The 26,608-nt window shown below is 68.8% G+C and carries 27 protein-coding genes, 1 tRNA gene and 1 pseudogene; 10 read left to right on the top strand and 19 right to left on the bottom strand.

Features of this window, described 5'->3' with window-relative positions; translation table 11 throughout:
- Positions 1-102: 102 nt before the first annotated feature.
- From ACE3QP_RS20665 to ACE3QP_RS20655, 3 genes are all read right to left on the bottom strand, one after another.
- The gene (locus ACE3QP_RS20665; protein WP_374438783.1) at positions 103-804 is read right to left on the bottom strand and encodes a hypothetical protein; all 702 of its coding nucleotides are present in this window, start codon (positions 802-804) and stop codon (positions 103-105) included.
- A gap of 172 nt (positions 805-976) precedes the next feature.
- A tRNA-Pro gene (locus tag ACE3QP_RS20660) sits at positions 977-1,053 on the bottom strand.
- A 37-nt stretch (positions 1,054-1,090) separates the two neighbouring features.
- A complete protein-coding gene (locus ACE3QP_RS20655; protein ID WP_374438785.1) occupies positions 1,091-2,020 on the bottom strand; it encodes a polyprenyl synthetase family protein in 930 nt (309 codons plus the stop codon).
- Positions 2,021-2,267: 247 nt separating this feature from the next.
- Here ACE3QP_RS20655 and rplU point away from each other — a divergent pair, with 247 nt between their 5' ends.
- The 4 genes from rplU to proB all read left to right on the top strand — a co-directional run bounded on the left by rplU (position 2,268) and on the right by proB (position 5,165).
- A complete protein-coding gene (rplU, locus tag ACE3QP_RS20650) occupies positions 2,268-2,579 on the top strand; it encodes a 50S ribosomal protein L21 (protein WP_198109599.1) in 312 nt (103 codons plus the stop codon).
- Positions 2,580-2,603: 24 nt separating this feature from the next.
- Positions 2,604-2,861: a 50S ribosomal protein L27 gene (gene rpmA, locus ACE3QP_RS20645; protein ID WP_198109598.1), complete on the top strand. Its 258-nt coding sequence runs from the start codon at positions 2,604-2,606 to the stop codon at positions 2,859-2,861.
- A gap of 124 nt (positions 2,862-2,985) precedes the next feature.
- Positions 2,986-4,038, top strand: a complete 1,053-nt coding sequence (gene cgtA, locus ACE3QP_RS20640) for an Obg family GTPase CgtA (RefSeq protein WP_374438781.1) — start codon at positions 2,986-2,988, stop codon at positions 4,036-4,038.
- On the top strand, positions 4,035-5,165 hold the full coding sequence (gene proB, locus ACE3QP_RS20635; RefSeq protein ID WP_374438779.1) for a glutamate 5-kinase: 1,131 nt from the start codon (positions 4,035-4,037) through the stop codon (positions 5,163-5,165). The genes cgtA and proB overlap by 4 nt, the downstream gene beginning before the upstream one ends.
- Here proB and ACE3QP_RS20630 read toward each other — a convergent pair.
- A complete protein-coding gene (locus tag ACE3QP_RS20630) occupies positions 5,152-5,793 on the bottom strand; it encodes an RNA pyrophosphohydrolase (RefSeq protein ID WP_374438778.1) in 642 nt (213 codons plus the stop codon). The two genes, proB and ACE3QP_RS20630, sit on opposite strands and share 14 nt — an antisense overlap.
- A gap of 139 nt (positions 5,794-5,932) precedes the next feature.
- On the opposite strand from ACE3QP_RS20630, the gene ACE3QP_RS20625 reads away from it, so the two are divergent.
- Both ACE3QP_RS20625 and ACE3QP_RS20620 read left to right on the top strand, forming a co-directional pair.
- The gene (locus ACE3QP_RS20625; protein ID WP_374438777.1) at positions 5,933-7,675 is read left to right on the top strand and encodes a proline--tRNA ligase; all 1,743 of its coding nucleotides are present in this window, start codon (positions 5,933-5,935) and stop codon (positions 7,673-7,675) included.
- On the top strand, positions 7,672-8,280 hold the full coding sequence (locus tag ACE3QP_RS20620; RefSeq protein ID WP_198109595.1) for a lytic transglycosylase domain-containing protein: 609 nt from the start codon (positions 7,672-7,674) through the stop codon (positions 8,278-8,280). Before ACE3QP_RS20625 ends, ACE3QP_RS20620 begins: the two co-directional genes overlap by 4 nt.
- A gap of 1 nt (position 8,281) precedes the next feature.
- Here the strand turns inward: ACE3QP_RS20620 and ACE3QP_RS20615 are convergent, their stop codons facing one another.
- The 7 genes from ACE3QP_RS20615 to hemA all read right to left on the bottom strand — a co-directional run bounded on the left by ACE3QP_RS20615 (position 8,282) and on the right by hemA (position 13,479).
- Entirely contained in the window at positions 8,282-8,851 is a 570-nt protein-coding gene (locus ACE3QP_RS20615; protein WP_374438774.1) for a UbiX family flavin prenyltransferase, read from the bottom strand.
- Complete coding sequence (gene grxD, locus ACE3QP_RS20610) at positions 8,848-9,162, bottom strand: Grx4 family monothiol glutaredoxin (protein WP_198109593.1); 315 nt, start codon at positions 9,160-9,162, stop codon at positions 8,848-8,850. The genes ACE3QP_RS20615 and grxD overlap by 4 nt, the downstream gene beginning before the upstream one ends.
- 45 nt (positions 9,163-9,207) lie before the next feature.
- Complete coding sequence (locus ACE3QP_RS20605) at positions 9,208-9,741, bottom strand: hypothetical protein (protein WP_374438772.1); 534 nt, start codon at positions 9,739-9,741, stop codon at positions 9,208-9,210.
- Between the two features lie 87 nt (positions 9,742-9,828).
- Positions 9,829-10,650 (bottom strand): peptide chain release factor N(5)-glutamine methyltransferase, encoded by an 822-nt coding sequence (prmC, locus tag ACE3QP_RS20600; protein ID WP_374438770.1) that lies wholly within the window; start codon positions 10,648-10,650, stop codon positions 9,829-9,831.
- Positions 10,647-11,729 (bottom strand): peptide chain release factor 1, encoded by a 1,083-nt coding sequence (gene prfA, locus ACE3QP_RS20595; protein WP_374438769.1) that lies wholly within the window; start codon positions 11,727-11,729, stop codon positions 10,647-10,649. The genes prmC and prfA overlap by 4 nt, the downstream gene beginning before the upstream one ends.
- Positions 11,729-12,205, bottom strand: a complete 477-nt coding sequence (locus ACE3QP_RS20590) for a GNAT family N-acetyltransferase (RefSeq protein WP_374438767.1) — start codon at positions 12,203-12,205, stop codon at positions 11,729-11,731. Before ACE3QP_RS20590 ends, prfA begins: the two co-directional genes overlap by 1 nt.
- Complete coding sequence (gene hemA / locus ACE3QP_RS20585; RefSeq protein ID WP_374438765.1) at positions 12,202-13,479, bottom strand: glutamyl-tRNA reductase; 1,278 nt, start codon at positions 13,477-13,479, stop codon at positions 12,202-12,204. Before hemA ends, ACE3QP_RS20590 begins: the two co-directional genes overlap by 4 nt.
- Before the next feature lie 27 nt (positions 13,480-13,506).
- Here hemA and ACE3QP_RS20580 point away from each other — a divergent pair, with 27 nt between their 5' ends.
- Positions 13,507-13,785: a hypothetical protein gene (locus ACE3QP_RS20580; protein WP_374438763.1), complete on the top strand. Its 279-nt coding sequence runs from the start codon at positions 13,507-13,509 to the stop codon at positions 13,783-13,785.
- A 39-nt stretch (positions 13,786-13,824) separates the two neighbouring features.
- Positions 13,825-17,100, top strand: coding sequence for a S41 family peptidase (locus ACE3QP_RS20575; RefSeq protein ID WP_374438762.1), 3,276 nt, complete (start codon positions 13,825-13,827; stop codon positions 17,098-17,100).
- Positions 17,101-17,382: 282 nt separating this feature from the next.
- Here the strand turns inward: ACE3QP_RS20575 and ACE3QP_RS20570 are convergent.
- From ACE3QP_RS20570 to ACE3QP_RS20535, 8 genes and pseudogenes are all read right to left on the bottom strand, one after another.
- A pseudogene (locus tag ACE3QP_RS20570) lies at positions 17,383-17,496 on the bottom strand (ribosomal protein L7/L12); the annotation flags it as partial.
- 60 nt (positions 17,497-17,556) lie between these two features.
- Positions 17,557-19,041: an amidase gene (locus ACE3QP_RS20565; RefSeq protein ID WP_374438760.1), complete on the bottom strand. Its 1,485-nt coding sequence runs from the start codon at positions 19,039-19,041 to the stop codon at positions 17,557-17,559.
- 91 nt (positions 19,042-19,132) lie between these two features.
- Positions 19,133-19,900 (bottom strand): ankyrin repeat domain-containing protein, encoded by a 768-nt coding sequence (locus ACE3QP_RS20560; protein ID WP_374438758.1) that lies wholly within the window; start codon positions 19,898-19,900, stop codon positions 19,133-19,135.
- Positions 19,897-21,285 (bottom strand): hypothetical protein, encoded by a 1,389-nt coding sequence (locus ACE3QP_RS20555; protein WP_374438756.1) that lies wholly within the window; start codon positions 21,283-21,285, stop codon positions 19,897-19,899. Before ACE3QP_RS20555 ends, ACE3QP_RS20560 begins: the two co-directional genes overlap by 4 nt.
- Positions 21,285-21,641 carry a hypothetical protein gene (locus tag ACE3QP_RS20550; RefSeq protein ID WP_374438755.1) on the bottom strand — a complete coding sequence of 119 codons (357 nt, stop codon included), beginning with the start codon at positions 21,639-21,641 and terminating at the stop codon, positions 21,285-21,287. Before ACE3QP_RS20550 ends, ACE3QP_RS20555 begins: the two co-directional genes overlap by 1 nt.
- 67 nt (positions 21,642-21,708) lie before the next feature.
- A complete protein-coding gene (locus ACE3QP_RS20545; protein WP_374438753.1) occupies positions 21,709-23,319 on the bottom strand; it encodes a GMC family oxidoreductase N-terminal domain-containing protein in 1,611 nt (536 codons plus the stop codon).
- Positions 23,319-23,813, bottom strand: a complete 495-nt coding sequence (locus ACE3QP_RS20540; RefSeq protein ID WP_374438751.1) for a hypothetical protein — start codon at positions 23,811-23,813, stop codon at positions 23,319-23,321. The genes ACE3QP_RS20545 and ACE3QP_RS20540 overlap by 1 nt, the downstream gene beginning before the upstream one ends.
- Positions 23,813-25,228 carry a coniferyl aldehyde dehydrogenase gene (locus ACE3QP_RS20535; RefSeq protein ID WP_374438749.1) on the bottom strand — a complete coding sequence of 472 codons (1,416 nt, stop codon included), beginning with the start codon at positions 25,226-25,228 and terminating at the stop codon, positions 23,813-23,815. The genes ACE3QP_RS20540 and ACE3QP_RS20535 overlap by 1 nt, the downstream gene beginning before the upstream one ends.
- 115 nt (positions 25,229-25,343) lie before the next feature.
- On the opposite strand from ACE3QP_RS20535, the gene ACE3QP_RS20530 reads away from it, so the two are divergent.
- Positions 25,344-26,384, top strand: coding sequence for a 6-phosphofructokinase (locus tag ACE3QP_RS20530; RefSeq protein ID WP_374438747.1), 1,041 nt, complete (start codon positions 25,344-25,346; stop codon positions 26,382-26,384).
- Positions 26,384-26,608 (top strand): hypothetical protein (locus ACE3QP_RS20525; RefSeq protein ID WP_374438746.1); only part of this gene is annotated, 225 nt, incomplete at its 3' end. The genes ACE3QP_RS20530 and ACE3QP_RS20525, both read left to right, overlap by 1 nt.

Here is a 26,608-nt window from a genome sequence, read left to right as displayed (position 1 = left end):
CATGGTGATCACTCCTCGAACCCCGCCCTCCTGTGGATATCTCGGGCAGGGTAGGTTGAACACCTGGGTCACATTTGGGTCGGCAGGGCCCTCACGGGTGGGTCAAATTTCAGTCGGCGCCAACAGCGCCAAGGGGTATTCCCAGACTGTCGTGGCGACGGCGTAGATGGCTTTCAGTCGGTCGATGTCTCGGTCCACCGTGCCCGGTGCGACCACATCCAAGCGGTCGTTGATGTAGTTCTCAATGTCGACGGTGGTGATGTCAGCCAGCGGCTTGTGAATCCAAGCAAGCTCTTCGCTGCTTCGGCGCATCTGGAACTTGGGCGCACGTGCGGAACGACCTTCGGTGCGCTGTGCATCGCGGTACTGCTCCAGCAATCGGATGCCCGCTGGCCCGCTGTCTTCGAGCCAGCCCTCGAGGCAATACGACGTCACTCGGTGACTCTTGTGTTTTGGCGACTCCTCTTGAAGGTACTTCACGATGAGTTGGGCGAGCGACACCTTCAAGGACTTGGTGTACTCCACGAACAGCCCTCGGCTGCGCTCGTCGGTGGTTTTGGAGATGAACTGCTCGGCCTTTTCGCGGCTCGCGAACTTGGCGCTTTCATGCTTGTGGCCCTTGTCGCGAATCCGAACGAGCCACCTCTCGTCAAGCTGTTCCACCCGGGGCTTGAACCCCTGGTCACGCAATGCGTGCACGTAGGCCTTGGCGGCCTCGAACTTGTTGAAGGGGAAGTGCTGGGTCAGGTCGTCGCGATTGCGTACCTGGACACGGTAGCGACTGCGGTTGGTGAGGTCTGCCATGGGAATCTCCAAGTTGAAAGGAGACTCCTGAAGCCAAACAGGTTTAGCCATCCCGAGGTGACCTGTGCCAACCATGTCTGTTCTTGAGGAACAGATTTGGAACAGAACCCCGGAAATGCAAGAAGCCGCGGAGTCCGCGGCTTCTGCAAGTCCTTGATAAACAAGGGAATTTTGGTCGGGGTGAGAGGATTCGAACCTCCGGCCTCTACGTCCCGAACGTAGCGCTCTACCAGGCTAAGCTACACCCCGATTTGTCTTGACCTCGGGCGTTGCACCTAAGGCGGTCTCAAGACGATCTATCTACCGACCGAGCCGAAAATTCTAGCAGACTTTTTGTCCACTTGTTAAGGGGCAAAAAATTCAAGCTGTCCGCGGCGCGCGCAGCTTCTTGGCGGGCGACAGTGCGGGTGGCTTCCAGGGCGCCACTGCGGGTGACGATCTCAACCACTTGAGCGAGCTTCTCCTCTTCGCCGTTGAGTACGGCTTGTCGAAGCAGGTCTCGCTCCGTCGCGCCGCAGCGTGACATCGCCAGCAGGATGGGGAGTGTTGGCTTGCCCTCTCTGAGGTCGTCCCCTACGTTCTTGCCGAGCGTGGCTGCGTCGCCTTCGTAGTCCAGGATGTCGTCCACCAGTTGGAATGCGGTTCCCATCGCGCGGCCGTACTGCGCGGCTGCCTCTTCCTGTTCGCGAGGGGCATCGGAAAGCAGAGCACCCAGGCGTGCGCTCGCCTCAAAGAGTTTGGCGGTCTTGTAGCGAATGACCTGCAGATAGCGCTCAACGGTTGTATCTGGGTCGTGCACGTTGAGCAGTTGGAGCACCTCCCCCTCGGCGATCACATTCGTGGCTTCGGCCAGCACATCGAGAACGCGCATGCGGTTTACTGCCACCATCATCTGGAAGGCGCGCGAGTACAGGAAGTCGCCCACCAGAACGCTCGCGGCATTGCCGAACAAGGCATTTGCTGTTTGCTTGCCTCTGCGCAGGGCGGACTCATCAACCACATCGTCATGCAGCAGCGTGGCGGTGTGGATGAATTCCACGACCGCAGCCAATTCATGTCGATGGCCGCCCGGGTCGCCCAGGGCGTTGGCGAACATCAGCAACAGCTTGGGGCGCATGCGCTTCCCGCCGGCATGCACGATGTAGCCGGAAATTTGATTGATCAGGGCGACATCAGACTGCAGGCGCCGCCCAATCACGCGGTCCACTTCCTGCATTTCTGCGCTGAGGGCTTCCAATGTGGTGGCGTGTTCGTCAGCGCTGATCTGGGCTTGCACTCTGTACTCGGAGGGACGGCTTGGACTTTTGATTATAGAAAGAGGCTATCGCCGGGCTGAGCCAGCTCTTGGCTGCATCGCCGGTGCGGTGCCTGCCTTGATCCGCTGTGCTAGACTAGCAGGCTCTTTGCCGTGTTGGCATGGAGTGGCGCGCCTGCGCGCCATGCATTTCTGAAAGAGGTCAAACATGTACGCGGTCATAAAAACCGGTGGCAAGCAATACAAGGTTGCTGCTGGCGAAAAGATCAAGGTAGAACAGATTGCTGCGGACGTTGGCCAAGAGATCGTGATCGACCAGGTGCTTGCCGTTGGCAATGGCGCCGAACTCAAGGTCGGCACGCCCTTGGTGACGGGTGCAACGGTCAAGGCTACCGTGGTGGCTCATGGCAAGCACGACAAGGTGCGCATCTTCAAGATGCGTCGTCGCAAGCACTACAAGAAGAGCCAAGGTCATCGTCAAACTTACACCGAGCTGCACATCAGCGCGGTGAACGGCTGAGCCGTCAGCACTTAGGAGTCAGCAATGGCACAGAAAAAAGGCGGCGGCTCGACGCGAAACGGCCGCGATTCCAAGCCCAAGATGCTGGGTGTGAAGGCCTTCGGTGGCCAGATGGTCAGCGCCGGCTCGATCATCGTGCGTCAGCGTGGTACCAAGTTCCACCCGGGCACCAATGTGGGCATCGGCAAGGATCACACCTTGTTCGCGCTCACCGATGGTCACGTCAGCTTTGCCGTCAAGGGCGAACTGGGCCGTCACACGGTGTCGATCGTCGCGGCCTGAGCCCCGGCGTTTGACCCATCAGAAGGCCCCGCACCGCGGGGCCTTCTCATTTTCTGCAGTGCTCTCTTGATCGGGTGCTGCGGCGCCCTGGCCTAGGATGGCGGGCTGCAGCCGGGAGAGGCTCATGAAATTTGTAGACGAAGTCACCATCGATGTGGCCGCCGGCAATGGTGGTTCGGGGTGCGCCAGCTTTCGGCGCGAAAAGTTCATTCCCTTCGGCGGGCCGGATGGGGGCGACGGTGGGCGGGGGGGTAGCGTGTACGCGATTGGCGATCGCAGCCTGAACACGCTCATCGACTTCCGCTACGCACGCCGCCATGAGGCGCGCAATGGGGAGGCTGGCCGAGGTTCTGACTGCAACGGTGCGGCGGCCGAAGACATCGTGTTGCGCATGCCGGTCGGCACCATCGTGCGCGATGTCGAGACCGATGAGATCGTCGCCGAGTTGCTGGAACCGGATCAAAAGGTGCTGCTGGCCAAGGGTGGAGACGGGGGTTTTGGCAATCTTCATTTCAAGAGCAGCACCAACCGTGCTCCGCGTCAGAAGACGCCTGGCTGGCCGGGTGAGGCCAAGACGCTGAAGCTGGAGCTGCGCGTGCTGGCCGACGTGGGTCTGCTGGGGCAGCCCAATGCGGGCAAATCCACGCTCATTGCCGCGGTCTCGAACGCCCGGCCGAAGATTGCCGATTACCCGTTCACCACGCTGTATCCCAATCTGGGAGTGGTCCGCGTTGCGCCGGAAAAGAGTTTCGTGATGGCCGACATTCCCGGCCTGATCGAGGGTGCGGCTGAGGGTGCGGGGTTGGGGCATCAGTTCCTGCGACATCTGCAGCGCACGCGGGTCCTGCTGCATCTCGTAGATTTCGCCCCGCTGGACGAAGGCGTGGATCCGGTGGCAGAAGCCAAGGCGATCGTGGCCGAACTGAAGAAGTACGACCCCGAATTGCACGCCAAGCCTCGCTGGCTGGTGCTCAACAAGGTCGACATGGTGCCCGCCGAGGAGCGGGAAGCGAAGGTCAAGGACTTTCTCAAGCGCTTCAAGTGGAAGGGGCCGGTCTATGTCATCTCTGGCCTGACGCGCGAGGGCTGCGAGCCCCTGCTGCGCGATCTCTACGAGTACGTGGCAGCGCAGAAGAACGCCCCGATCCCCGAGCCCGATCCCCGCTTCGACTCATGACCCCCTTTGCCCCTCTGCAAGGTGCCCGGCGCATCGTCATCAAGATCGGTTCCAGCCTGGTCACGGACGAAGGCCGTGGTGTGGATGCGAAGGCGATTGCCGATTGGTGTCGCCAGCTCAGTGAACTGGCGGAGCAGGGGGTCGAGGCGCTCATCGTGTCCAGTGGCGCCATCGCCGAAGGCATGAAGCGGCTGGGCTGGCGAGAGCGGCCCAAAGAGGTGCATGCACTCCAGGCTGCGGCGGCGGTGGGGCAGATGGGCCTGGCGCAAATCTACGAGACCTGCCTGCGCGAGCTGGGCCGTGCCAGTGCCCAGGTCTTGCTGACCCACTCCGACTTGTCCGATCGGGAGCGCTACCTCAATGCGCGCAGCACCTTGCTGACCCTGCTGCAGCACCGGGTTTTGCCGGTGATTAACGAGAACGACACCGTCGTCAATGACGAGATCAAGTTCGGAGACAACGACACCCTTGGGGCGCTGGTCACCAACCTGATCGAGGCCGATGCCTTGGTGATCCTGACGGACCAGCGCGGCCTGTACTCGGCCGACCCACGCAAGAACCCTGAGGCGCAGCTCATCCAGTTCGCGCGTGCGGGGGATCCGGCGTTGGCGCAGATGGCGGGAGGCGCGGGCTCGTCCATCGGTCGCGGTGGCATGTTGACCAAAGTGTTGGCGGCCGAGCGTGCTGCCCGCAGCGGCGCCGCCACCGTGATTGCCTATGGGCGTGAGCCGGACGTGTTGCTGCGCCTGGCTCGCGGCGAGGCGATCGGCACAGCTCTCAAGGCCGCTCTGCCCAAGCGAGCCGCGCGCAAGCAGTGGATGGCGGACCACCTGCAGTTGCGTGGCCGTGTCACGGTGGATGAAGGGGCCCAGCGCGCGCTGCGCAGCGAAGGCCGCAGTCTGCTGCCTGTGGGCGTGCGCGACGTCAGTGGCGAATTCCACCGCGGCGACGTGATTGCTGTGCTCGATGCGCAGGGCAATGAATGCGCGCGCGGCCTCGCGAACTACGCCGCGGCCGAGGTGCGCCTGCTGGCCGGGCGCGGGAGCCAAGAGATCGAGGCCCTGCTCGGCTATGTGGCCGAGCCGGAGCTGATCCACCGCGACAACCTGGTGCTCAGCGCGGCGTAGTGGCTTCGTCTTCGGGGGGCGCAGTGCCTTCCGATTGCGCGGCGGCGTCCAACGCATGCGCGGAGCGTGCCACCGAGCCGTAAGGCGAGCGCGGTGCCGCTTCACCGCGCACCGGGGCGCGCAGCCCGCCGCGCAGGAAGCGGTTGTGCGGATGCTGGCGCGGCAGGAAGCGCGCCAGCTCGTTCAGGGCCAATTCGTACACGCCGCGCTTGAACTCGATCACGGCCTCCAGCGGCACCCAGTACTCGTTCCAACGCCAGGCGTCGAACTCGGGGTGGTCGGTGGCGCGCAGGTTCAGATCACTGTCGTGGCCCAGCAGCTGCAGCAGGAACCAGATCTGTTTCTGGCCCTTGTAATGGCCGCGCGCTTCGCGCCGGATGTAGTGATCGGGCACCTCATAGCGCAGCCAGTCGCGTGTGCGCGCCACGATGCGCACATGCTCGCGTGTCAGCCCCACTTCCTCGTGGAGCTCCCGGTACATCGCCTGCTCAGGCGTCTCTCCGTGCTTGATGCCGCCTTGCGGAAACTGCCAGCTGTGTGTCCGGATGCGTTTGCCCCAGAACACCTGGTTCTTGTTGTTGAGCAGGATGATGCCGACGTTGGGCCTGAAGCCTTCCCGGTCGAGCATAATCAACCTCGAATTTTTGAACTGTCTTGATTGTGCACCCCTATGGGGGGGCTCTCAGGGCAGTGAAATCCTCAATCCCCTTGTCTGACGCGGGCTTGCTGTGTTGCGCGGCAGGCCCTTTTTGCTTTTAGATCCCGCCATGAAAGCCTCGCAGTTCCTGATCTCCACGCTCAAGGAAGCCCCCGCGGACGCCGAGATCGTCAGCCACAAGCTGATGATGCGCGCCGGCCTGATCAAGCGACTCGGCGCTGGCATCTACAACTACATGCCCATGGGCCTGCGCGTGATCCGCAAGGTCGAGGCCATCATCCGCGAGGAGATGGGCCGCGCCGGCAGCATCGAGATGCTGATGCCCGTGGTGCAGCCGGCCGAGCTCTGGCAGGAAACCGGCCGCTTCGACAAGATGGGCCCCGAGCTGCTGCGCGTGAGGGACCGCCATGGTCGCGACTTCATCATCCAGCCCACCAGCGAAGAGGTGATCACCGACGTCGCCCGGCAGGAGCTGCGCAGCTACAAGCAGCTGCCCAAGAACCTGTATCACATCCAGACCAAGTTCCGCGACGAACGCCGGCCCCGCTTCGGCCTGATGCGCGGCCGCGAGTTCACGATGAAGGACGCCTATTCCTTCGACCGTGATGTGGAGGCGGCCGGCAAGAGCTACGACGCCATGTTCGGCGCCTACTGCAAGATCTTTGACCGACTGGGCCTGGAGTACCGCGCGGTGGCCGCGGATACCGGCGCGATTGGCGGCGATCGCTCGCATGAGTTTCAGGTCATCGCCGAAACCGGCGAGGATGCGATCGTCTACTGCCCGACCAGCAGCTATGCCGCCAACATCGAACTGGCCGAGGCGCTGGCGCCCAGCGCGCCGCGTGGTGCCGCCAGCCAAGCGCTGACGCTGACGCCCACGCCGGGCAAGAGCACCTGTGCGGATGTGGCCGACCTGCTGGGCCTGCCGCTGACGCAGACCGTCAAGAGCCTGGTGCTGGCCACCGACACCCTGGACGACAAGGGTGTCGTCATCGGCACGCAGATCTGGTTGCTGCTGGTGCGCGGCGACCACGAGCTCAACGAAGTCAAGGCCGGCAAGGTCGAGGGGTTGAAGGGCGGCTTCCGATTTGCCACCGCTGTTGAGATTGACGGCGCCTTCGGCTGCAAGCCGGGCTACCTGGGCCCGATCGGTATCAAGGGCGTGAAGATCGTCGCCGACCGCACCGTGGCGGCGATGAGCGACTTCGTCTGCGGCGCCAATCAGGTGGACCACCACTACACCGGTGCCAACTGGGGCCGAGACCTGCCCGAGCCCGACCTGGTGGCCGACATCCGCAACGTCGTGGCCGGCGAGCCCTCGCCGGACGGCCAGGGCGTGCTGGCCATCCAGCGCGGCATCGAAGTCGGCCATGTGTTCTACCTCGGCAAGAAGTACTCCGAGGCGATGAATGCCACCTTCCTGGCTGAGGACGGCAAGCCGCGCCACTTCGAGATGGGTTGCTACGGCATCGGCGTGACCCGCCTGCTGGGCGCGGCCATCGAGCAGGGGCACGACGAGCGCGGCATCATCTGGCCGGTCAGCATGGCGCCCTTCGAGGTGGTGATCTGCCCGATCGGCATGGACCGCAGCGAGTTGGTGCGCGAGCAGGCCCTGAAGCTCTATGAAGAGCTGAAGGCTGCCGGTGTGGACGTGCTGCTGGATGACCGCGGCGAGCGCCCGGGTGCGATGTTTGCCGATTGGGAGCTCATCGGTGTGCCGCTGCGCGTGGTGCTGGGCGACCGTGGTCTCAAGGAGGGCCTGGCCGAAGTGCAGGGCCGGCGTGAGGCCCAGGCCAGCAATGTGGCTCTAGCCGAGCTTGTCGCCCAGGTGCAAGCCCGCCTGAAGGCTTGAGCGCGACGCGTCGCCTGGCGCTGGCTGCGCTGGCGCTGCTGCCCCTGCGCAGCCGCGCCGGGGCCCAGGTCGAAGAGCCGCTGGCCGACTCGGTGCGCTCGGCCCTGAGTGCCTCCATCGCCCAAGCGGCGCCGCCCAAGCCGCAGTTCGACGACATCGAGGCCCGGCTGGTCTACCTGCGTTGGCTGGGCGAGATGAGCCAGCGCATGAAGAAGCGCATGCCCGAGGGGCAGACGCGCATCGAGTTTTTGCAGACGGTCTGGTACGAAAGCCGGCGCGCCGGGCTGGAGACCAGCCTGGTGCTGGGTCTGATCCAGGTGGAAAGCGGCTTTCGCAAGTACGCCATCAGCGTGGCCGGCGCGCGCGGCTACATGCAGGTGATGCCCTTTTGGGCGCGCCTGATCGGTGACGGGCACGTCTCGCGCCTCTTTCACATGCAAACCAATTTGCGCTTTGGCTGCGTGATCCTGCGCCACTACCTGGACCGCGAGAAGGGTGACCTCTTCATGGCCCTGGGGCGCTACAACGGCAGCCGCGGCAGGGCCGAGTACCCGGACAAGGTGCTGGCCTGCCGGCGCCTGTGGCTGATGCCGGGCGAGCGCTGAGCTACTTGCGCAGACCCTGCCAGGCCTGCGGCTGGGCGCCGCCGATGCCGCACAGCTGCAGCACGCGCTCGACCGATTCATCGATCAGCGCCTGCACCGAATCGGGCTTCAGGTAGAAGGCCGGCAGCGGCGGGAAGATGATGCCGCCCATCTCGGTGATGGCCGTCATATTGCGCAGATGGGCCAGGTTCAGCGGCGTTTCGCGCACCATCAGGATCAGACGGCGGCGCTCCTTGAGCGTGACGTCGGCGGCGCGGGTCAGCAGGTTGTCCGACAGGCCATGCGCGATCGACGCGAGGGTCTTCATCGAGCAGGGCGCCACCACCATTGCATCGGTGACGAAGCTGCCGCTGGCCACACAGGCGCCCACATCGCCGGGGGCGTGGGCCTCGTCGGCTTCGGCTTCCAACTGCTCGCGGCTCAGGCCCAGCTCGTGGTGGGCGTTGAGCACACCGGCCGGGCTGACGATCAGATGCGTGCGCACGCCCAAGGCGCGCGCGCGGCGCAGCAGGCCCAGGCCGTAGGCCGCACCGGTGGCGCCGGTGATGCCTACGACGAGTCGTTGCGTCATGCCTGGGTGAGCAGCTGCTGCAGCTCGCCGGACTCGTACATCTCCATCATGATGTCCGAGCCGCCGACGAATTCCCCATTCACATAGAGCTGGGGGATGGTGGGCCAGTTGGCGTAGTCCTTGATGCCCTGGCGCACCTCGGGGTCCTCCAGCACATTGAAGGTCTCCAGGTCCTGCACGCCGCAGGCCTTGAGGATCTGCACCGCGCGGCCGGAGAAGCCGCACATCGGGAACTGGGCCGAGCCCTTCATGAACAGCATCACGCGGTGGCCCTTGACCATGGCGTCGATGCGCTGCTGCACTGCATCCATCGTTTCGTCCTCACGCCGCACGGATTGCGCGGCAAACAGGAGATTCTAGAAACGGTAGAACAGGCCCATCTGCACCAGGGGCGTGAATTGCAGGCTGCGCAGCGATTGATCCAAGGTTTGGGCAAACGCATCGCTGTTGCGCAGGCTCAGGCCGGCGCCGCCGCGCATGGCCACGCCCAGGTCGGCCGAGAAGCCCCAGCCCAGGCCCTGGCTGCTGTAGCCGATGCCCACATAGGGCTGATGCAGCGCGGATTCATTGGTGCTGCCGGCCAGGCTGCGCTGGCCCAGCGAGATGGCTTGTGGCCCGCCCACGGCCAGGCCGGCGCCGGAACCGAGCAGGGACATCGGCCCGCTCATCAGACCGCCGCTGAGCCGCAGGCCTTGGCTGCGCGTGCTGAGGTAGTAGTCGCCCAGCAGGCTGGCACTGAGCAAACGGGTGCCACTGAGCGCGTCGCTAGACAGCACTTGCACCCGCGCCTGCCAGCGCGGCGTCTCCTCCAGGCCGGGCAGGCGCAGGCCCTCGGCGGCCTGGGCACTGGCTGCGAAGCTGAGCAGCAAGGCAAGACAGATGTTGCGCATGGCGGGCTCCCGGTTTGGCTCTGGTTTGACCAACTCTAGCGCCGTCACCGCGGGCTGACGTTTGAATTGCGCTGTTGGAAAACTTCTTTACGTGTCCAGTGACTTCCGGGCGCCGGTGCAGCGTCGGTGGCCGGCCAGATCCAGCCGGTGTTGCGCCGGCGCAAATCCCGCCTGGCGCAGCAAGTCGGCCACGGCATTGGCCTGGTCGAAGCCATGTTCCAGCAGCAGCCAGCCGCCGGGGTTCAGGTGCTGCGGCGCTTGGGCGCAGATCCGGCGCAGGTCGTCCAAGCCGTCCACTCCGGCCGCCAAAGCGCTGATCGGTTCGTGGCGCAGCGCGGCCAGGTGTGGGTCATCGGCCGGGATGTAGGGCGGGTTGGAGACGATGAGGTCAAAGCGCTGCCCGGCCAGCGGGGCGAACCAGCTGCCCTCGTGCCAGGTAACCGCCAGGCCCAGCCGCTCGCCATTGGCGCGTGCTTGGGCCAGTGCGGCGGTGCTGCGGTCCACGGCGCTCACCTGTGCCTGCGGCCGGGCGGCCTTCAGGGCCAGGGCAATGCAGCCGCTGCCGGTGCCCAGGTCCAGCACGGTGTGTGGGGCCTCGGTTGGCAGCAGTTCCAGCGCCCAGTCCACCAGGGTTTCGGTGTCCGGGCGCGGCACCAGGGTGGCGCGGCTGACGTTCAGTTCCAGGCCGTGGAACTCCTTCTGGCCGGTCAGGTAGGCCAGGGGCACCGCGTCGGCGCGCTGCTGCACGAGCGCCAGGTACTGCGGGGCCAGATCTGCCGGCAGGGCGTCGGTGTCGTGCGCGATCAACCATTCGCGCGGGCGCTGCAGCAGGTGCGCCAGCAGCAGATGGGCATCCAGGCGGGCGATGCCCTGCCGAGCGGCCAGCTGCAGGGCCTCCTGGATCGTCACCGCCGGCCTTCCAGCTCGGCCAGTTGCTCGGCGGCCTGGGCGGCCTGCAGGGCGCGGATCACTTCGTCCAGATCGCCCTCCATCACCATGCCCAGCTTGTAGAGCGTCAGGTTGATGCGGTGGTCGGTCAGCCGGCCCTGCGGGAAGTTGTAGGTGCGGATGCGGTCGCTGCGGTCGCCCGTGCCCACCAGGCTCTTGCGCGTGGCGGCTTCCTTGGCTTCGCGGGCGATGCGCTCGCGCTCGCGCAGGCGCGCCAGCAGCACTGCCATGGCCTTGGCCTTGTTGCGGTGCTGGCTGCGGTCGTCCTGGCACTCGGCCACGATGCCGGTGGGCAGGTGGGTGATACGGATGGCCGAATCGGTCTTGTTGACGTGCTGGCCGCCGGCGCCGCTGGCGCGGAAGGTGTCGATGCGCAACTCGGCCGGGTTCAGCTCCACCTCGGCGGCCTCGCCGGGGTCGGGCAGCACGGCCACGGTGCAGGCGCTGGTGTGGATGCGCCCCTGCGATTCGGTGGCCGGCACGCGCTGCACGCGGTGGCCGCCGCTTTCGAACTTCAGCTGCCCGTAGGCGCCGTCGCCCTCGATGCGGAACACCACTTCCTTGTAGCCGCCGAGGTCCGATTCGTTGGCGCTCATGATCTCGGTGCGCCAGCCTTGGCGCTCGCAGTAGCGCAGGTACATGCGCGCCAAGTCGCCGGCGAACAGGGCCGATTCGTCGCCCCCCGTGCCGGCGCGGATTTCGAGCAGGGCCGGGCGCTCGTCGTCCGGGTCCTTGGGCAGCAGGGCGAACTGCAGCTGCTGGTGCAGGGCCTCCAGCTCGGCTTCGGCGGCGGCAATCTCTTCCTTGGCCATTTCGGCCATGTCAGGGTCGTCCAGCAGCTCCTGCGCGGCGGCGCGGTCGGCTTCGCGCTGCTGGAAGCGGCGCCACTGCGCCACCAGGCTGCCCACCTCGGTCTGCTCCTTGCCCAGCTTGCGCAGGCGCTGCGGGTCGGCATGCACGCTGGGGTCGCCCAGCAGGGCGTCGAGTTCGGCCAGGCGCAGTTCCAGGCGCTGGAACTGCTGGCGCAGGGAATCGCGCATCAATCCAGCTCTTTCATCATGAAGACCGAGAGGGGATCCTCGGCGTAGGCCCCGAAGGGACCGATGCGGACGAAGCCGGCGCGCTCGTACAGGCCCAGGGCCTCGGGCTGGCGGCAGCCGGTTTCCAGCAGCAGGCGGCGGGCGCCCTGCTGGCGGGCGTGCTGCTCCAGTGTCTGCAGGATCAGACGGCCCAGGCCCTGGCCACGGAGGGCCGGGCGCACGTACATGCGCTTGAGCTCACCGGCTGGCTCGCCGTCCACCGCCGCGATCAGCACCGCGCCGCAGGCCTGCGGCGTTCCAGCGGCATCGCGGGCCACCAGAAAGTGCACCTCGGGCGCGCACAGCGCCTCGATGTCGATGCCGTGGTGGCTCTCGATCGGGTAGAGCGGGATCTGGTAGGCGTCGAGCTCGTCGATCAGCGCACGCACCGCCGGCTGGCGGGGCGATTCGACCGCCAGCGTGAAGGCAGTGTTCATCGCTCGTGCGTGCGCAGGAACAGGCGCTGCATCAGGGCTTCGAGCTGGCGGCGCTCCTCGCCCTGGGCGCCATGCAGCTCGGCCAGCAGGCCGTGCATCAGCTTGTGGCTGAACTGGTGGGCAAAGGCGTCCAGCGCGGCCTCGGGGGCCTCACCGCGCTGCAGCTGGCGGCGCGCACGCGCCAGCGCCTGCTGGCGCCAGTCGTCCACCTGGTGCTGCAGGGCCTGGATCAGCGGCACCGAATGGCGCTGGTCCAGCCATTGCGCAAAGCCCTGCACGCCCTGGTCGACGATGGCCTCGGCCTGCGCCACGGCGGCCTGGCGCTTCTCGCCGGCGGTCTGCACCAGGGCGGAGAGGTCGTCCACGCTGTAGAGGTAGGCGTCGTTCAGCTCGGCCACGGCGGGTTCGATGTCGCGCGGTACGGCCAGGTCCACCAGGAACATCGGGCGGCGGCGGCGCGCCTTCAGCGCGCGCTCCACCATGGGCCGCAGGATCAAAGGCTGCGGGCTGGCGGTGCAGCTGATGACGGCGTCGAACTGGTGCAGCTGGGCGCTCACGTCCGCCAGCGGCATGGTGTGGCCGCCCAGGTGCTGGGCCAGTTGCTCGGCGCGGGCCGCGGTGCGGTTGGCGATCACCAGCGCGGCCGGGTGCTGGGCGGCAAAGTGGGTGGCGGCGAGCTGGATCATTTCGCCCGCGCCGATGCACAGCACCCGCAGCTGCTTCAGGTCCTCGAACAGCTGGGCCGCCAGGCGCACGGCGGCGGCGGCCATGGAGATCGAATGGGCGCCGATCTCGGTGCTGGTGCGCACCTCCTTGGCCACCTGGAAGCTGCGCTGGAACAGCTGGTGCAGGGTGCTGCCCAGGGTGCCGGCGGCATCGGCCTCGCGCACGGCCTGCTTGAACTGGCCGAGGATCTGCGGCTCGCCCAGCACCATGGAATCGAGGCCGGAGGCGACCCGGAAGGCATGGCGGGCGGCGTCACCGTCGCGCTGCACATAGGTGTGGGGCTTGAGGCTGCTGCTCTCCAGCCCGGCGCGCTCGGCCATCCAGCTCTGCGCCACCTCGGCCAAGCCGGAAGGGCCGGCCACATAGAGCTCGGTGCGGTTGCAGGTGGACAGCAGGGCCACCTCGGCCTTCGCCATAGGGGCGGCGGCCTGCAGGCGCTGCTGCAGCGCCTGGACCTGGGGCACGAGTTGATCGGGGTTGAAGGCCAGCTTTTCACGCAGCGCCAGGGGGGCGGAAGCGTGGTTGAGGCCGAGGGCGAAAACGGGCATTGGGGCGGATTCTAAAATTTTGACCCCATGTCCTTCTTGACCTTGTTCTGGCATCTCGCCAATTTCCTCGCGGCCCCCCTGCTGGTGGCGGCCCTGTTGGTGCTGATCGGCAAGGGTTTGGTATGGCGCCAGCCCCTGCGAGCGGCCGGCTGGAAGCGGCTGTGGCTGGAGGCAGCGGCGGCGGCGCTGGTGGGGCAGGTTGCGGCCCTGGCGCTTTGGGGCGTGGAGGGCAAGCTGCTGGGTTACGCCCTGATGCTGGGCCTGATGGTGCTGCCGCTGGGGTGGCGTCTGTCACGGGCGAGTTGAGCTGCTAGGGTCCCAGGTTTTGTCCGCGCGACCCCACCCATGCTCAAGAAGACCCTGCTGGTCAGCGCGCTGACGCTGGCCGCTGCGGCCCAGGCAGCACCCACCCAATTGCTGCGCCAGCCCACCCTTTCGGCCACCCACCTGGCCTTCGTGCATGGCGGGGATCTGTGGGTGGCGGCGCGCGACGGCTCGCAGCCGCGCCGCCTGACCAGCCACGCCGCGCCGGAGTTCGCGCCGCGCTTCTCGCCCGACGGCCAGCACATTGCCTACTCGGCCACGATCGAGGGCAACACCGATGTGTATGTGCTGCCCGTGCAGGGCGGCACGGCGCGGCGCCTGACCTGGCATCCGGGGCCGGATGTCGTCAGCGGCTGGAGCGCCGACGGTCAGTCGGTGCTGTTCGCCAGCCCGCGCGAAGTGCTGAACGGCCGCAGCAACCAGCTCTATGAGGTGCCGCTGGAAGGCGGTTTCGAGCGCAAGCTGATGGAGGCCCAGGCCTTCGAGGGCCGCTGGTCGCCCGATGGCAAGCAGCTGGCCTTCCGCCCCTGGCGCGCCGCCCATGGCAACACGGCCGGCTGGCGGCGCCACCGCGGCGGCTCCACCCCGCCGATCTGGGTCATCGAGCCGGCCACGCAACGCTGGTTTGAGATCCCGCACGCCAACGCCACCGACCACAGCCCGGTCTGGGTGGGCCAGACGGTGGTGTTCATCTCCGACCGCTCCGAGGGCGCGGCCAATCTGTTCGCCTTCGACACCACGACGCAGACGCTGCGCCAGCTGACCCACGAGACGGTCTGGGACGTCAGCGCCGTGGACGCCCAGGGCCAGACCCTGGTGTATGAGGTGGGCGGCCAGCTCAAGACCCTGGAGCTGGGCGCAGGAGCGGGCCGCACGCTGGCCATCGAGTTGCCGGTCGAGGGCCCGCGCCCGCAGTGGAAGGATGCCGGCCGCGCGCTCACCGGGGCGCAGCTCTCGACCACCGGGCGCCGCCTGCTGGTCAGCGCCCGCGGCGAGGTCTTCAGCCTGCCGATCAAGGACGGCGCGCCGCGCAATCTGACGCAAAGCTCGGGCGTGCGCGAAAAGGACGCGCTTTGGAGCCCCGACGGCCAGCGCGTCGCCTACCTCAGCGACGCCCCCGGCCGCCGCCACCAGCTGGTGCTGCGCAGCCAAACCGGCGAGGGCGCGGCCGAGACCCGGCTGCTGCCGGCGGACGATTACTTCACGCTGCTGCGCTGGTCGCCCGACGGCCAGCGCCTGCTGCTGCAGGACCAGCGCCTGAATCTCTACAGCTTGGCGCTGAACCAGCCGGGCAGCACGCTGCAAAAGATTGCCAGCACGCCACGCCGTGGCAGCTTCGATGCGGCGTTCTCACCCGACGGCCGCTTCGTCGCCTTCGTGCTGCGCGGCGCCAACCACCTGGGCCGCATCTGGCTGCACGAGCTGGCCACTGGCCGCCAGGTGGCGGTGACGGACCCGCTGGTGCATGCCGAGGCGCCGGTGTTCTCGCGCAAGGGCGAGTGGCTGTTCTTCAGCGCCAGCACCAATGCCGGCCCCACCCGCGTGGGCCTGGACATGAGCACCCAGGAGCGCCCGCTGCGGGCCGGCCTGTTTGCGGCGGTCCTGGCGGCCGATGGCGCCTCGCCGCTGCCGCCCAAGCTGGGTGACGAAGAGGCGCCGAAGCCCAAACCCGAGGCCAAGCCTGAGCCGAAGGCGGACACCAAGGCCGAGACGAAGCCTGAACCCAAGGCGATCCGTGTCGATTTCGATGGCCTGGCCCAGCGCATCGTCGCCCTGCCGGTGGCCGAGCGCGACAACGAAGCCCTGGCCGTTGCCCATGAGGGCTCGCTCTGGTTCCTGGACCGCCGCCAGCCCGGCGTGACGCGCGAAGCGGGTGAGGAGCAGGGTCCGCCGCCGGCCGATCTGTACCGCTTCGATTTCGAGGAGCGCAAGGCCAAGATGGTGCGCGCCGGCGTGCAGGGCTTCAGCCTGAGCGGCGATGGCAAGAAGCTCTTGATCCAGGCCGGCCGCGGCAAGCTGGAGATCGCCGAGGCCAGCGACAAACTCGACGCCAAGCCGATCGATCTGGCTGCGTTGCGCACCCGCATCGACCCGCGTGCCGAGTGGCAGCAGATCTTTGACGAAACCTGGTGGATGCAGAAGGCCTTCTTCTACGACCCGGCCCTGCACGGCCTGGACTGGGAGGCAGTGTACCGCCGCTACCGCCCGCTGCTGGACCATGTCCAGCGCCGCGAGGACCTGAACGACTTGCTGATGGAGATGATTGGCGAGCTGCAGGTGGGCCACAACCGCGTGGGCGGCGGCGATGGCTACAGCGACACCCGCGTGCCCGTCGGTCTGCTGGGCGCGGACTTCGGCTTCGAGCAGGGGCGCTGGCGCCTCAAGACCGTGCACCAGGGCGACCCTTGGAACCCCAATCTGAAGGCGCCGCTGGCCCAGCCCGGCCAAGCCGCGCGGGTGGGCGAGTACCTGCTGGCCGTCAACGGCATCGAATTGGCCGGCCGCACCAATCTCTACCAGCTGCTGGAGCATCAGGTCGGCCAGCCCGTCAGCCTGACCCTGGCCAGCGACCCCGAGGGCAGGCAGGGCCGCCGCCAGCTGGTGGTGCAACCCATCGCCAGCGAAGCCGCGCTGCGCCAATGGACCTGGGTGGAACGCAACCGCCAGCAGGTCGAGCGCTTAAGTGGCGGGCGCATCGCGTACGTCTACCTGCCCGACACGGCGGGCGGCGGCTTCAGCCATTTCAACCGCCTGTTCTTCGCGCAGAGCGACAAGCCGGCGCTGATCGTCGACGACCGCCGCAACAGCGGCGGCCAGGCGGCCAATTACGTCACCGAGCTGCTCGGCCGCCCGCATCTGGGCACCTGGAAGGACCGCGACGGCCTGCTGTTCCACACCCCGGGCTCCGCCATCGACGGCCCCAAGGCCATGCTGATCGACCAGGACGCCGGCTCAGGCGGCGATTTCTTGCCCTATGCCTTCAAGCGCCTGGGCCTGGGGCCCTTGATCGGCAAGCGCACCTGGGGCGGGCTGATCGGCATCTCGGCCAACCCGCCGCTGATCGACGGCGGCGCGCTGGTGGTGCCGTATTTCCGCTTCTTCACGCCCGAGGGCGAGTGGCGCATCGAAAACGAGGGCGTGGCGCCAGACCAGGACGTGAACCTGGACCCGGCCGCCGTGAACGCCGGCCGCGACCCGCAGCTGGAAGCCGCAGTGGCCGATGTGCTCAAGCGCCTGGCGGGCTGGAAGTCGGCCCGGCCTGAGCAGGCACCCGCACCGGCGGCGCTGGGGCGCTGATCAGTCCAGCGGCGGGCTGAGCAAACGCCAGGCCGCCCAGGCGGCCAGCGCGAGCAGGGCCGCGGTGAAGGCCCAGCGCCACAGCGTGGCCAGGGCGGCGTTGCGGCGCTCCAGAAAGGCCTGCTCGGCCAGGGCCTTCAGGGCCGGATGCTGGGCCAGATGGGCCTCGACCCGGTCCTTGGCCTCCTTCAGGCCCAGCCCGGGCTGCTGTTCGCGCAGCAGGCGGATGGCCTCAATCAGCTGGCCCCGCTGCAGAGCCTGGTGCACGGCGTCGCCCACCGGGCCTTGCGCTGCCGGGCGCGGTGCGGCGGTGGGCAGGCGGCCGCCGTCCACCGCGTCCTTGGCTTCCTTCAGGCCCAGGCCGGTGAGCTCGCGCAGGCGTTTGATCGCTTCCAGGGTCTGGCCGTTGCGCAGCAGCTGCTGAATCTCGGGGGGCAGGGGTTGCATCTCTCCCTCTCATTCGCGCGGGTAGCGCTCGAACCAGGGCTGAGCCTGTTCCAGCTCGGCAGCCAACTGCAGCAACAGGCCCTCGCTGCCATGCGGGCCGTGGAACTGCACGCCCAGGGGCAGGCCCTCGGCGGTCCAGTGCAGGGGCAGGCTGATGGCGGGCGTGCCCGTCACATTGGCCAACTGGGTGAAAGGCACATGGCGCAGGTTGTCGCGCGCGATCTGCGCCACCGCGGCGTCCAGCAGGCCCAGACGGGATAGCAGGCCCAGCAGGCCGCTGGCGCGCAGGGCCTTGAGCACCATCATTTGCAGCGGGGGTGGGTCGCCAGTGCCATGCGCCACCGGAGGCGAGGCCAGGGTGGGCGTGAGATAAAGGTCGAACTGCTGGTGGTAGCGGCCGAGCGCGCGCGCAAAGCCGTTCCATTGTTCCAGCACCGTCACCACCTGGGCGGCGCTCTGGCCGCGGCCCAGCGTGGCCATGATGCGCGTGAGCGGCTCGAAGTCCGCCGCGCGCGCGCCTTGCGCCACGGCCTGGTCGATCGCAGCCGGGATCAGCGCGAAGTACATCTGCAGAAAGGTCTGCGCCAGCGTCGCGCCGTCGATCTCGGGCGCCGCCTCGGTCACCTCATGGCCAAGCCGGCGCAGCAGCGTGAGCGTGCGCTGCACGGCCTCCACCGCCTCGGGGTGGACTTCGGTGCCGATGGGCGAGGCCGTGCTCCAGCCGATCTTCAGGCGCCGCGGCGCCTGCGCGGCCAGTTCTGCGAAAGAGGCGGGGGGTGGGGCGATGACGAAGGGGTCGCCGGGTTCGGGGCCGGAAAGGATGTCCAGCATGGCCGCGCTGTCGCGCACCGAGCGGGTGATCACACCCTGGCTGTTGCAGCCCAGCCAGACCTCACCAAAGCCCGGGCCTTCAGAGATGCGCCCACGCGAGGGGCGCAGGCCCACCAGGCCGCAGCAGGCGGCGGGGATGCGGATGGAGCCGCCGCCATCCCCACCTCCTGCCATGGGCACGATGCCAGCGGCCACCGCCGCCGCCGCACCGCCACTGCTGCCGCCCGGCGTGCGGCTGGGGTCCCAGGGGTTGGACGTGCGGCCGTAGGCGGCCGGGTCGGTCACGCCCTTGAGGGCCAGCTCGGGGCTGTTGGTCTTGCCGAAGATCACCAGACCGGCGCCGCGGCAGCGCTGGGTGTAGTGGCTGTCTTGCACGGCCTTGGTGCGGATGGCGCGGCTGCCGTAGCTGGTGGGCACGCCCTGCACGTCGTGGCCGGCGTCCTTCAGCAGAAAGGGCACGCCGGCAAAGGGCCCGTGCACGCCGGCTTCGATCTGTGCGCCGGCCTCTTTTTCCAGCAGGCGCGCCACCGGGTTGAGCCTGGGTTGCACCGTTTGCAGGCGCGTCAGCGCCGTCACCAGCAGGTCCAGCGGCGTGGTCTTGCCGGCCCGCACCAGGGCCGCCAGGGCGGTGGCGTCGTGGCGGCGGTAGTCGTTGAAGTTCATGGGCGCAGACGGACTTGAGGGCCGTAGTCTGCGTGAGCCCGGCGGCCCGTTGGCCTGACGTTTGCTCGGGGGTGCCGACCCGAGCTTGCGCTCAGCGGAACTGCGCCAGCCGCGCCTGGCATTCGGGCGGCACGGCCGCGCCCAGCTGATCGCCCACCGCCGCCACGAGCGCGCGCTGGCTGCCCTTGGGGTTCAGGCGCGCCAGCAGGCGGCAGAAGGTCTGGGCCACGGTCTCGCCCTGCTTGGTGCGCAGGCTTGGGTCGGCGCCCAGGCGCAGCAGCAGCAGGGCGGCCGGCCAGTCCTGCTGCACCAGGGCCGCCTGCACCGGCGGGTAGCCGCCCCAGACCTGGTTCGGGTCGGCGCCGGCACGCACCAGCAGGGGCAGGGTGTGCGGCGCGGCGGGCGAGGAAAGCGCCAGGTACAGCACCGGCTGGCCGTTTTCGCCCGGCAGGCGTGGGTCGGCCTTGTGGCGCAGCAGGGCCTCGGTGAAGCCGGGCTCGCTCTGCTGCACGGCGTAGTGCAGGGGCGTGTGGCCGTTCGGCGCCTTGGCATTGGGGTCGGCGCCGGCAGCCAGCAGCAGCTCGGCCACGCCGGCGCCGGCGGGCCCTTTGGCGGCAAAGACGAAGTGCAGGGGGCGCATGCCGCCCAGGCCGGCGGCATTCGGGTCCTGGCCGGCCGCCAGGGCCTGGCGCACCGCGGCGGCGTCGCCGCGCTGCACTTGGTCCACGAAGGCGGCGGTGGCGGGGTCGCTGAAGTATTTGCGGCTGTCGAGCAGGGTCATGGCAGGGCTTTCGGTCAGGGCGAGCGGGCCGCTCAGTAGCAGGGGCAAGAGCGTGGGCAGAAGGCGGCGGCGCTTCACGGGTGGGTGAGCGTGGCCAGGTCCTCGGCCTTCTGCTGTTCGATGCCCTCGACCAGATTGGTGATCGAGTGCTGGCCCATGGGGTTGAGGCTGGAGATGCTGCCGCCGTCGGGGGTGAGCGGCGTCACCTCGTGGATGGCGCCCAGGGCCGGCGGCATCACGTCGCCGTTGCTGACGAGGTTCTTGGCCGCGCGCGGCAGCACCTTCAGGGCCTTGTCGGCGTAGTCGGCCATCTCGGGCGAGAGCCCGCTGCCGCCCAGCGCCTTGGCGGCGGCGTCGTAGGCCTTGGCGGCGCCGCCGGCCACGGCGCCCAGGGCGCCGCCCACCACCGCCACGGCCGCCTGCAGCGCGGGCGAGTTCTGCAGCCCGGTCAGCGGGTCGGCGCTGCTGCGGTACTGGCTGAAGGCGGTCGGGTCGGCCTGCAGATCGCCCACGGTGGCGGGGTTCAAGCCGGCGGCGTTGAACATCGTGCCCTTGAGCCCACCGGCCACGCCCGCCGCCTGCGCCTTGCCGCCGCCGAGCGAGTGGCCGGTGACCTGGGTGTCCGGCCCGAAGCCGGCGGCCACCGCGTCGCCGGCCTTCATGGCGGCCTTGTACTGGGTGGTGGGCAGGGCCATCGCCTGGTCGTGGTCGACGATGGCGTCCTCCAGGTCCGCAGTGCCGCGGAAGGCCAGCACCGTCTGCGGGCCGCCCGGCCAGTCGGGCGGGGTGCGGTAGAGCACGGCGCGCGCGGCCTCCAGGTCCTTGACGTCGACGCCCGCGGCCTCCAGCTCGGCCGGCGGCACGATGCTCCAGCCCAGCGGCGCGGGCACGCTGCCGTCGGGGTAGTGGAAGTCGTTGTTCGGGTACTGGGCGTAGACGTTGTCCGACAGCCGCGCCAGCTCCACCGCCGGGTTGTTCTGTGCCAGGCGCTGGGCGGCGGCCTGCTGGGCCGCATCGGCCGACTGCTGGCCGGACTTGATCAGCTCGTTGCGCTGCGCCAGGCGTTCGATCTTGGCCGGCACCGAGTTCGGGCAGGCCTGCGCGAGGGTCTGGGCTGGCGTCTGCACGGCCGACATCACGGCGCGCGCCGCCTTGTAGGGCGCGGTGAGGGCGGCGCCCACGGTTTCGGCAGCGGCGCGGGCGGCAAAGCTGGCCACGTTGGCCGCGCCCTGGGCCAGGGCCTGGGCACCTTGCTGGGCGGCGGCCAGGCCTTGCTGCGCTGCGGCCAATCCTTGGGCGGCGAGCGCCTGGGCCTTTTGCGCAGCGGCCTGGGCCGCTGCCTGGGCTTGCTGGGCCACGGCCTCGGCGGCACCGCGGGCCGAGGCCAGCGCCTGCTGCGCGGCCTGGCGCGCGCTGTCGCTCGCGGCGGCGTAGGCGTTCTTGAAACTGTCGCCCCAGCCCATCAGGTACGCCCCTGGCTGAGCTGCTCCAGCACCGTGCTGGCCACGCGTTCGATCGCCTCGGCCTTCTGCGCCGGCGTGAGCGAAGGGGCGTTGAGGATCTCGGCCATGGCCGGCAGCTCCTCATCGAACTGCGGGCCCATCAGCCAGGCGGTGATGACGTAGCGCGCCAGCTCCAGCTCGGTGCGCAGGCCGTAGCGCTCGGCGCGCCGGCACTGGCGGCGCAGCATGGCGCGGCCTTCGGGGGATTCCAGCTCGGCCGCAGCCTCGGGCTGGCCCTGGGCGATCAGGGCCGCCAGGCGGCTCTCAAAGCGCAGCTGGGCTGCATCGCCCAACTGGTCGGGGTTCAGGGTCAGCACGGCGCCTCCTTGGAATGCGCGCGCATTGTGGTGCAGGCCATTGCGGGGCCCTTTGGGCCCGCGCCCCTCACACCAGCTGCACCGCCTGGCCCGTGAGGCGCTGCGCCAGGCCGCTGGTCAGCCGCGTCACCAGCCCGTAGATCGAGAGCTGCGGGTTGGCGCCGATGCTGGTGGGGAAGAGGCTGCCGTCGTGCACGCTCAAGTTCTGCAGCTGCCAATGCTGGCCGTCCGGGCGGCACACGCCGAGCTGCTCGTTGCCGGCCAGATTGCAGCCGCCCATCACATGAGCGCTGACCACGCGGGTGCTGAGCGGCCGGTAGTCCAGCGCCTGGATGGCGGCTTTGGCCTCGGCCCAGCTCTTGTAGGGCGCGGCCTGTTCGTGCAGGGGCAGCACGCTGCGCGCGCCCGCGGCGAACTGGATCTCGGCCATCGCCAGGTAGGCGCGGCGCACGCCGTCCATCAGGGTGGCGGTGAGCGGGTAGTCCAGCACCGGGCTGCCATCGCTGCGCAGCTGCACCTGGCCGCCGGGGGCATCGGGGTGGAAGCCGTCGCGCAGCAGGGCCAGCAGCACCTGGGTGTGCGGGAAGTCCTTCAGCTGCTGGGCCATGCCGGGCCCGAAGCCGGCCATGGTGGTGGCCATGATGACGGGGTAGAGCGGCGGTGCCTCCAGCTTGAAGCCCACCGGCCCGGTGATGGCCTGGGCTTCGAGGTAGTGGTCGGAGTAGATCGACTGCGGCGCGCCGGCCCAGCCCTCGATGCGTTCGTCGAACTGCGCCGAGGTGCCCACGGTGGGGTGCAGGAAGGTGCGCCGGCCCAGCAGGCCGTGGGGGTCGGGCGCCTGCGAGCGCAGCAGCAGCGCCGGTGAATTGATGGCGCCGCCGGCCAGCACCACATGCTGGGCCTTGACTACGCAGGCGCCCGGCTGCGCGGCGCTGTTCAGACTGACGGGCACGCAGTGCAGGGCCTGGATGCTCTGGCCGTCGTGCTCCAGGCGCTGCACGCGCGTCTGCACGAAGAGCTGGGCGCCGGCCTCCAGCGCAGCCGGCAGGGTGGTCACCAGCATGGACTGCTTGGCATTCGTCGGGCAGCCCATGCCGCAGCTGCCCAGGTTCCAGCAGCCCTTCACATTGCGGCGGATGTGCGGGGCCTTGATGCCGAGCTTGGCGGCGCCGCGTTCCAGCACGGTGTTGTTGGCGTTCGGCGCGGTGTGCCAGTCGCTGACGTTCAGGCGCTTTTCCGCCTGGGCGAACCAGGGTGCCATCTGCTCGGCGCTCAGATCCGCCAGGCCGTAGTGCTGCTGCCAGTAAGCCAGGGTGCCGGGCGGGGTGCGGAAGCTGCTGGTCCAGTTGACCGTGGTGCTGCCGCCCACGCAGCGGCCCTGCAGGATGGTGATGCCCTTGTCCGCCGTCTTGCGGCCGGCCGATTCCTGATAGAGCTGCGGGTAGGCCTCGGCCTCGCGCTGGCGGAAATGGCGGCTGCTGCGCAGCGGGCCTTCCTCGATCACCAGCACCTTCAGGCCGGCCTTGCTCAGCATCTCGGCCGTGATGCCGCCGCCCGCGCCGCTGCCGATGATGGCCACGTCCACCGTCACCTCGGCGGGCAAGGCGCCATGCTCGCCGCCGCGCACCTGCCAGCCACGCGTCAAGCCCTCTTGAATCGGATCGGGGAGGGAGCTCATCAGATCTCTCGGGGGCCCGGGTAGCCCATCGTGGCCCAGGCGGAAGGCTGGCTGTAGAAGGCCGCGCAGTTCAGGTCGCGCAGCGCGAAGTACACCTGCTGGCGCAAGGCCAGGCGGCTGTGGCGCAGGCTTTGCAGCGCGGCGCTGAGCGCGGGCAGGGGCTGCTCGTGCAGGGGCTTGGCCATGCCCAGCAGACCCAGGCGGCCGGGGCCGTTGGCGATCAGGCCCATCAGCTGCTCCAGCTCCGCCTGCACCGCCGGCGGCAGGCCGGCGAACAGCTTTTCCAGTTCGTCCAGGTGGCGGCTCAGCGCGGCGTCATCGGCTGGCAGCGCGCCTTCCAGCACGGCGCGCGCCACGGCGCCCATGGCCTGGCGGCCGGCGGGTGTGAGCTTGGGGCCTTGCAGGCCTGGGGTCCAGAAGGCGGCAATGCCGCCGGCCAGGCCCAGCAGCACCGCGCCGCCCAGGCCCAGCTTCAGCAGGGAGCGGCGTTGCATCAGGACAGCTTGCGCAGCACGCCCAGCAGGCCTTCGAACACCTTGCCGAAGGGCGGGTAGAACAGGCGCGTGCCGGCCATCATGGGGTTGCTGAACACCGGCTTCTCCTTCGAGAAGGTGCGGAAGCCCCACTCGCCGTGGTAGTGGCCCTGGCCGCTGGCGCCCACGCCGCCGAAGGGCTGGTCTTCCTGGCCGAGGTGCCAGATGCAGTCGTTGATGGTGACGCCGCCGGCATGGGTCTCGCGCAGGATGCGCTGCTGCGCCTTCTCGTCGTGGCCAAAGATGTAGAGCGCCAGCGGCCGTTCGCCCTGCTGCACGATGTGGATGGCCTGGTCGAGCTTGTCGTAGGGCAGCAGCGGCAGGATGGGGCCGAACAGCTCCTCGCGCATCACGCCCATCTCGGGCTCGGCGTTCAGCACCAAGGTGGGCATGAGCTTGCGCTCGTGCGGGTCCAGCACTTCGTCGTGCGAGCGCAGCAGCTTGGCGCCGCCCTGCTCGGCCTCGGCCAGCAGGTCCAGCAGGCGCTGGTGGTGACGGGGCGAGACGATGGCGCTGTAGTCCGGGTTGTCGGCCAGCGTCGGGTAGAAGCGGCGCATGGCCGCCAGAATGGCCTTGGCCAGCTCGGGCAGCATGCGGCGCGGGCACAGGATGTAATCCGGCGCCACGCAGGTCTGGCCGGCGTTCAGCAGCTTGGAGAAGGCCAGGCGCTCGGCGGTCATGCTCAGGTTGGCGTCGTTCAGCACGATCACCGGGCTCTTGCCGCCCAGCTCCAGCGTCACTGGCGTCAGGTTGGCGGCCGCGGCCTGGGCCACATGCCGGCCCACGGCGGTGGAGCCGGTGAAGAACAGATGGTCAAAGGGCAACTTGGCAAAGGCGGCGGCCATCTTGGCGTCACCGGTCACGACCTGGAATTCCTCCGGCGCGAAGAACTCGCCCACCGTCTGCGCCAGCAGTTCGGAGCAGCGCGGCGTCAGCTCGCTGGGCTTGACGATCACCCGGTTGCCGGCGGCCATGGCGGCCACGGCGGGCGTGAGCGCCAGGTAGATCGGGTAGTTCCAGGGCGAGATCACGCCCACCACGCCCAGGGGTTGTGGCATCAGGCGGTTGTGCCCGGGCAGGAAGTGCAGGGCGGTAGAGATGCGCCGCACCTTCATCCAGCTGGCCAGGTTGCGCAGCGCGTGGTTCACCGCGGCCTCGGCGGTGAAGAGTTCGGTGAGCCGCGTTTCGTGCACGCTGCGGTGTCCGAAGTCCGCGTCCACCGCCTTGGCAAAGGCGTCGCCATGCTTTTGCACCAGGGCGCGCACGCGCTCCAGGCGGTCGCGCCGCGTGGCCAGGGTGGGGTAGGGCTCGGCCCGGAAGGCGGCACGCTGCTGCTGGAGCAGCAATTGCAGACGTTCGTTCAGTTGGTGGTCCATGGCGGGTACTGCAGAAGTCGGCGCAGGCTAATGGCGATCCGGCATGCTCACCCCAAGGACTTGCCCGTGCTTAGAGCCGGGGCTCTAGAGTGACGCCAGATCTGAAGGAGACGTGATGAAAGTGGGCGTTTTGACCGGCGGGGGCGACTGTCCCGGCCTGAATGCGGTGATCCGCGCCGTCACCCTGGCGCTGTGCCAGGCCGATGCGTGCACCGAGGTGCTGGGCATCCAGCGCGGCTTCTGGGGCCTGGTGGAAGACCGCCTGCAGCCCCTGCACGCGGCGGCGGTGCGGGATCTGCTGGACGAAGGCGGCACCGTGCTGGGCACGCACAACCGCGCCGACCCCTTCGACTGGCAGGGCCGCGACGCCTCGGCCGAGGCCCTGGCCACGGTGGAGCGGCATGGCATCGAGGCCCTGGTGGTCATCGGCGGCGACGGCAGCCTGACCATCGCCGAGCGCTTTGCACGCCTGGGTCTACCCATCGTCGGCGTGCCCAAGACCATCGACAACGACATCGCCGACAACGAGCGCAGCTTCGGCTTTGATTCGGCGGTGGCCGTGGTGGCCGATGCGCTCACGCGCCTGAAGACCACCGCGCACAGCCATGGCCGCGTGATGGTGCTGGAGACCATGGGCCGCAACGCCGGCTGGATCGCGCTGGAAGGCGGCCTGGCCGGCGGGGCCGACGCCATCCTGCTGCCCGAGCAGCCCTTTCACCTGGACGCCCTGACCGAACGCCTGCAGCGCCGCGTGGCCGAGCAGGGCCATGCCCTGGTCTGCGTGGCCGAGGGCGCCACGCTGGCCGACGGCGCCCAGCACTGGCAGCAGCTTGGCGGCGTGGCGCGGCTCGGGGGCATCGGCCAGGCGTTGACGCATGAGCTCGACCAGCGCCTGGGCAAGCAGGGCACCGAGGTGCGCGCCACCCTGCTCGGCCATTTGCAGCGCGGCGGCGCGCCCACGGCCTTTGACCGCGTGCTCTCCACCCGCTTCGGCGTGGCCGCCGCCCAGGCCCTGCGCGAGCGCGCCTTCGGCCACACCATCGCCCTGCAGGGCGACCGCTGCGTGCGCGTGCCCCTGAGTGCCGTGGCCGGGCGCCAGCGCTGCGTGCCGCCCGGGCACGAACTGCTGGACTGCGCAGCGGTGGTGTGCGCGTGATGCCGATCGAGTTCCGCCCCGCCGAGCCGGGCCCGCTGCGCGCGCTCAACCTCGAATACATGGGCTGGATCGACGCCCAGCTGGCGGCGCACTTCGGGGTCTCGCTGGTGGAAGTGAACGGCCGCTCGATCGAGCAGTATGTGGACGCCACGCTCGACAAGGTCTGCGGCGAGCCGCCGCCGCGCGGCTGCTTCCATCTGCTGTGGCAGGGCGGCCAAGCCTTG

The sequence above is a fragment of the Inhella sp. genome, assembly GCF_041912635.1.
In the GTDB taxonomy this organism is placed as follows: domain Bacteria; phylum Pseudomonadota; class Gammaproteobacteria; order Burkholderiales; family Burkholderiaceae_C; genus Inhella.
Note: the sequence above shows the minus strand (reverse complement) of the source record. Positions and strands in the feature narration are given on the sequence as shown.

Excerpts from the sequence above, each read along its gene's own strand:
- ACE3QP_RS20630 (WP_374438778.1), bottom strand. The coding sequence starts at position 5,793 with ATGCTCGACCGGGAAGGCTTCAGGCCCAACGTCGGCATCATCCTGCTC.
- ACE3QP_RS20665 (WP_374438783.1), bottom strand. The coding sequence starts at position 804 with ATGGCAGACCTCACCAACCGCAGTCGCTACCGTGTCCAGGTACGCAAT.
- ACE3QP_RS20575 (WP_374438762.1), top strand. The coding sequence starts at position 13,825 with ATGCTCAAGAAGACCCTGCTGGTCAGCGCGCTGACGCTGGCCGCTGCG.
- rplU (WP_198109599.1), top strand. The coding sequence starts at position 2,268 with ATGTACGCGGTCATAAAAACCGGTGGCAAGCAATACAAGGTTGCTGCT.
- proB (WP_374438779.1), top strand. The coding sequence starts at position 4,035 with ATGACCCCCTTTGCCCCTCTGCAAGGTGCCCGGCGCATCGTCATCAAG.
- ACE3QP_RS20625 (WP_374438777.1), top strand. The coding sequence starts at position 5,933 with ATGAAAGCCTCGCAGTTCCTGATCTCCACGCTCAAGGAAGCCCCCGCG.
- ACE3QP_RS20655 (WP_374438785.1), bottom strand. The coding sequence starts at position 2,020 with ATGCAGGAAGTGGACCGCGTGATTGGGCGGCGCCTGCAGTCTGATGTC.
- grxD (WP_198109593.1), bottom strand. The coding sequence starts at position 9,162 with ATGGATGCAGTGCAGCAGCGCATCGACGCCATGGTCAAGGGCCACCGC.
- rpmA (WP_198109598.1), top strand. The coding sequence starts at position 2,604 with ATGGCACAGAAAAAAGGCGGCGGCTCGACGCGAAACGGCCGCGATTCC.
- ACE3QP_RS20590 (WP_374438767.1), bottom strand. The coding sequence starts at position 12,205 with ATGAACACTGCCTTCACGCTGGCGGTCGAATCGCCCCGCCAGCCGGCG.
- ACE3QP_RS20555 (WP_374438756.1), bottom strand. The coding sequence starts at position 21,285 with ATGGGCTGGGGCGACAGTTTCAAGAACGCCTACGCCGCCGCGAGCGAC.
- ACE3QP_RS20535 (WP_374438749.1), bottom strand. The coding sequence starts at position 25,228 with ATGGACCACCAACTGAACGAACGTCTGCAATTGCTGCTCCAGCAGCAG.
- ACE3QP_RS20580 (WP_374438763.1), top strand. The coding sequence starts at position 13,507 with ATGTCCTTCTTGACCTTGTTCTGGCATCTCGCCAATTTCCTCGCGGCC.
- ACE3QP_RS20530 (WP_374438747.1), top strand. The coding sequence starts at position 25,344 with ATGAAAGTGGGCGTTTTGACCGGCGGGGGCGACTGTCCCGGCCTGAAT.
- ACE3QP_RS20605 (WP_374438772.1), bottom strand. The coding sequence starts at position 9,741 with ATGCGCAACATCTGTCTTGCCTTGCTGCTCAGCTTCGCAGCCAGTGCC.
- hemA (WP_374438765.1), bottom strand. The coding sequence starts at position 13,479 with ATGCCCGTTTTCGCCCTCGGCCTCAACCACGCTTCCGCCCCCCTGGCG.
- cgtA (WP_374438781.1), top strand. The coding sequence starts at position 2,986 with ATGAAATTTGTAGACGAAGTCACCATCGATGTGGCCGCCGGCAATGGT.
- prfA (WP_374438769.1), bottom strand. The coding sequence starts at position 11,729 with ATGCGCGATTCCCTGCGCCAGCAGTTCCAGCGCCTGGAACTGCGCCTG.
- ACE3QP_RS20545 (WP_374438753.1), bottom strand. The coding sequence starts at position 23,319 with ATGAGCTCCCTCCCCGATCCGATTCAAGAGGGCTTGACGCGTGGCTGG.
- ACE3QP_RS20615 (WP_374438774.1), bottom strand. The coding sequence starts at position 8,851 with ATGACGCAACGACTCGTCGTAGGCATCACCGGCGCCACCGGTGCGGCC.
- ACE3QP_RS20540 (WP_374438751.1), bottom strand. The coding sequence starts at position 23,813 with ATGCAACGCCGCTCCCTGCTGAAGCTGGGCCTGGGCGGCGCGGTGCTG.
- ACE3QP_RS20565 (WP_374438760.1), bottom strand. The coding sequence starts at position 19,041 with ATGAACTTCAACGACTACCGCCGCCACGACGCCACCGCCCTGGCGGCC.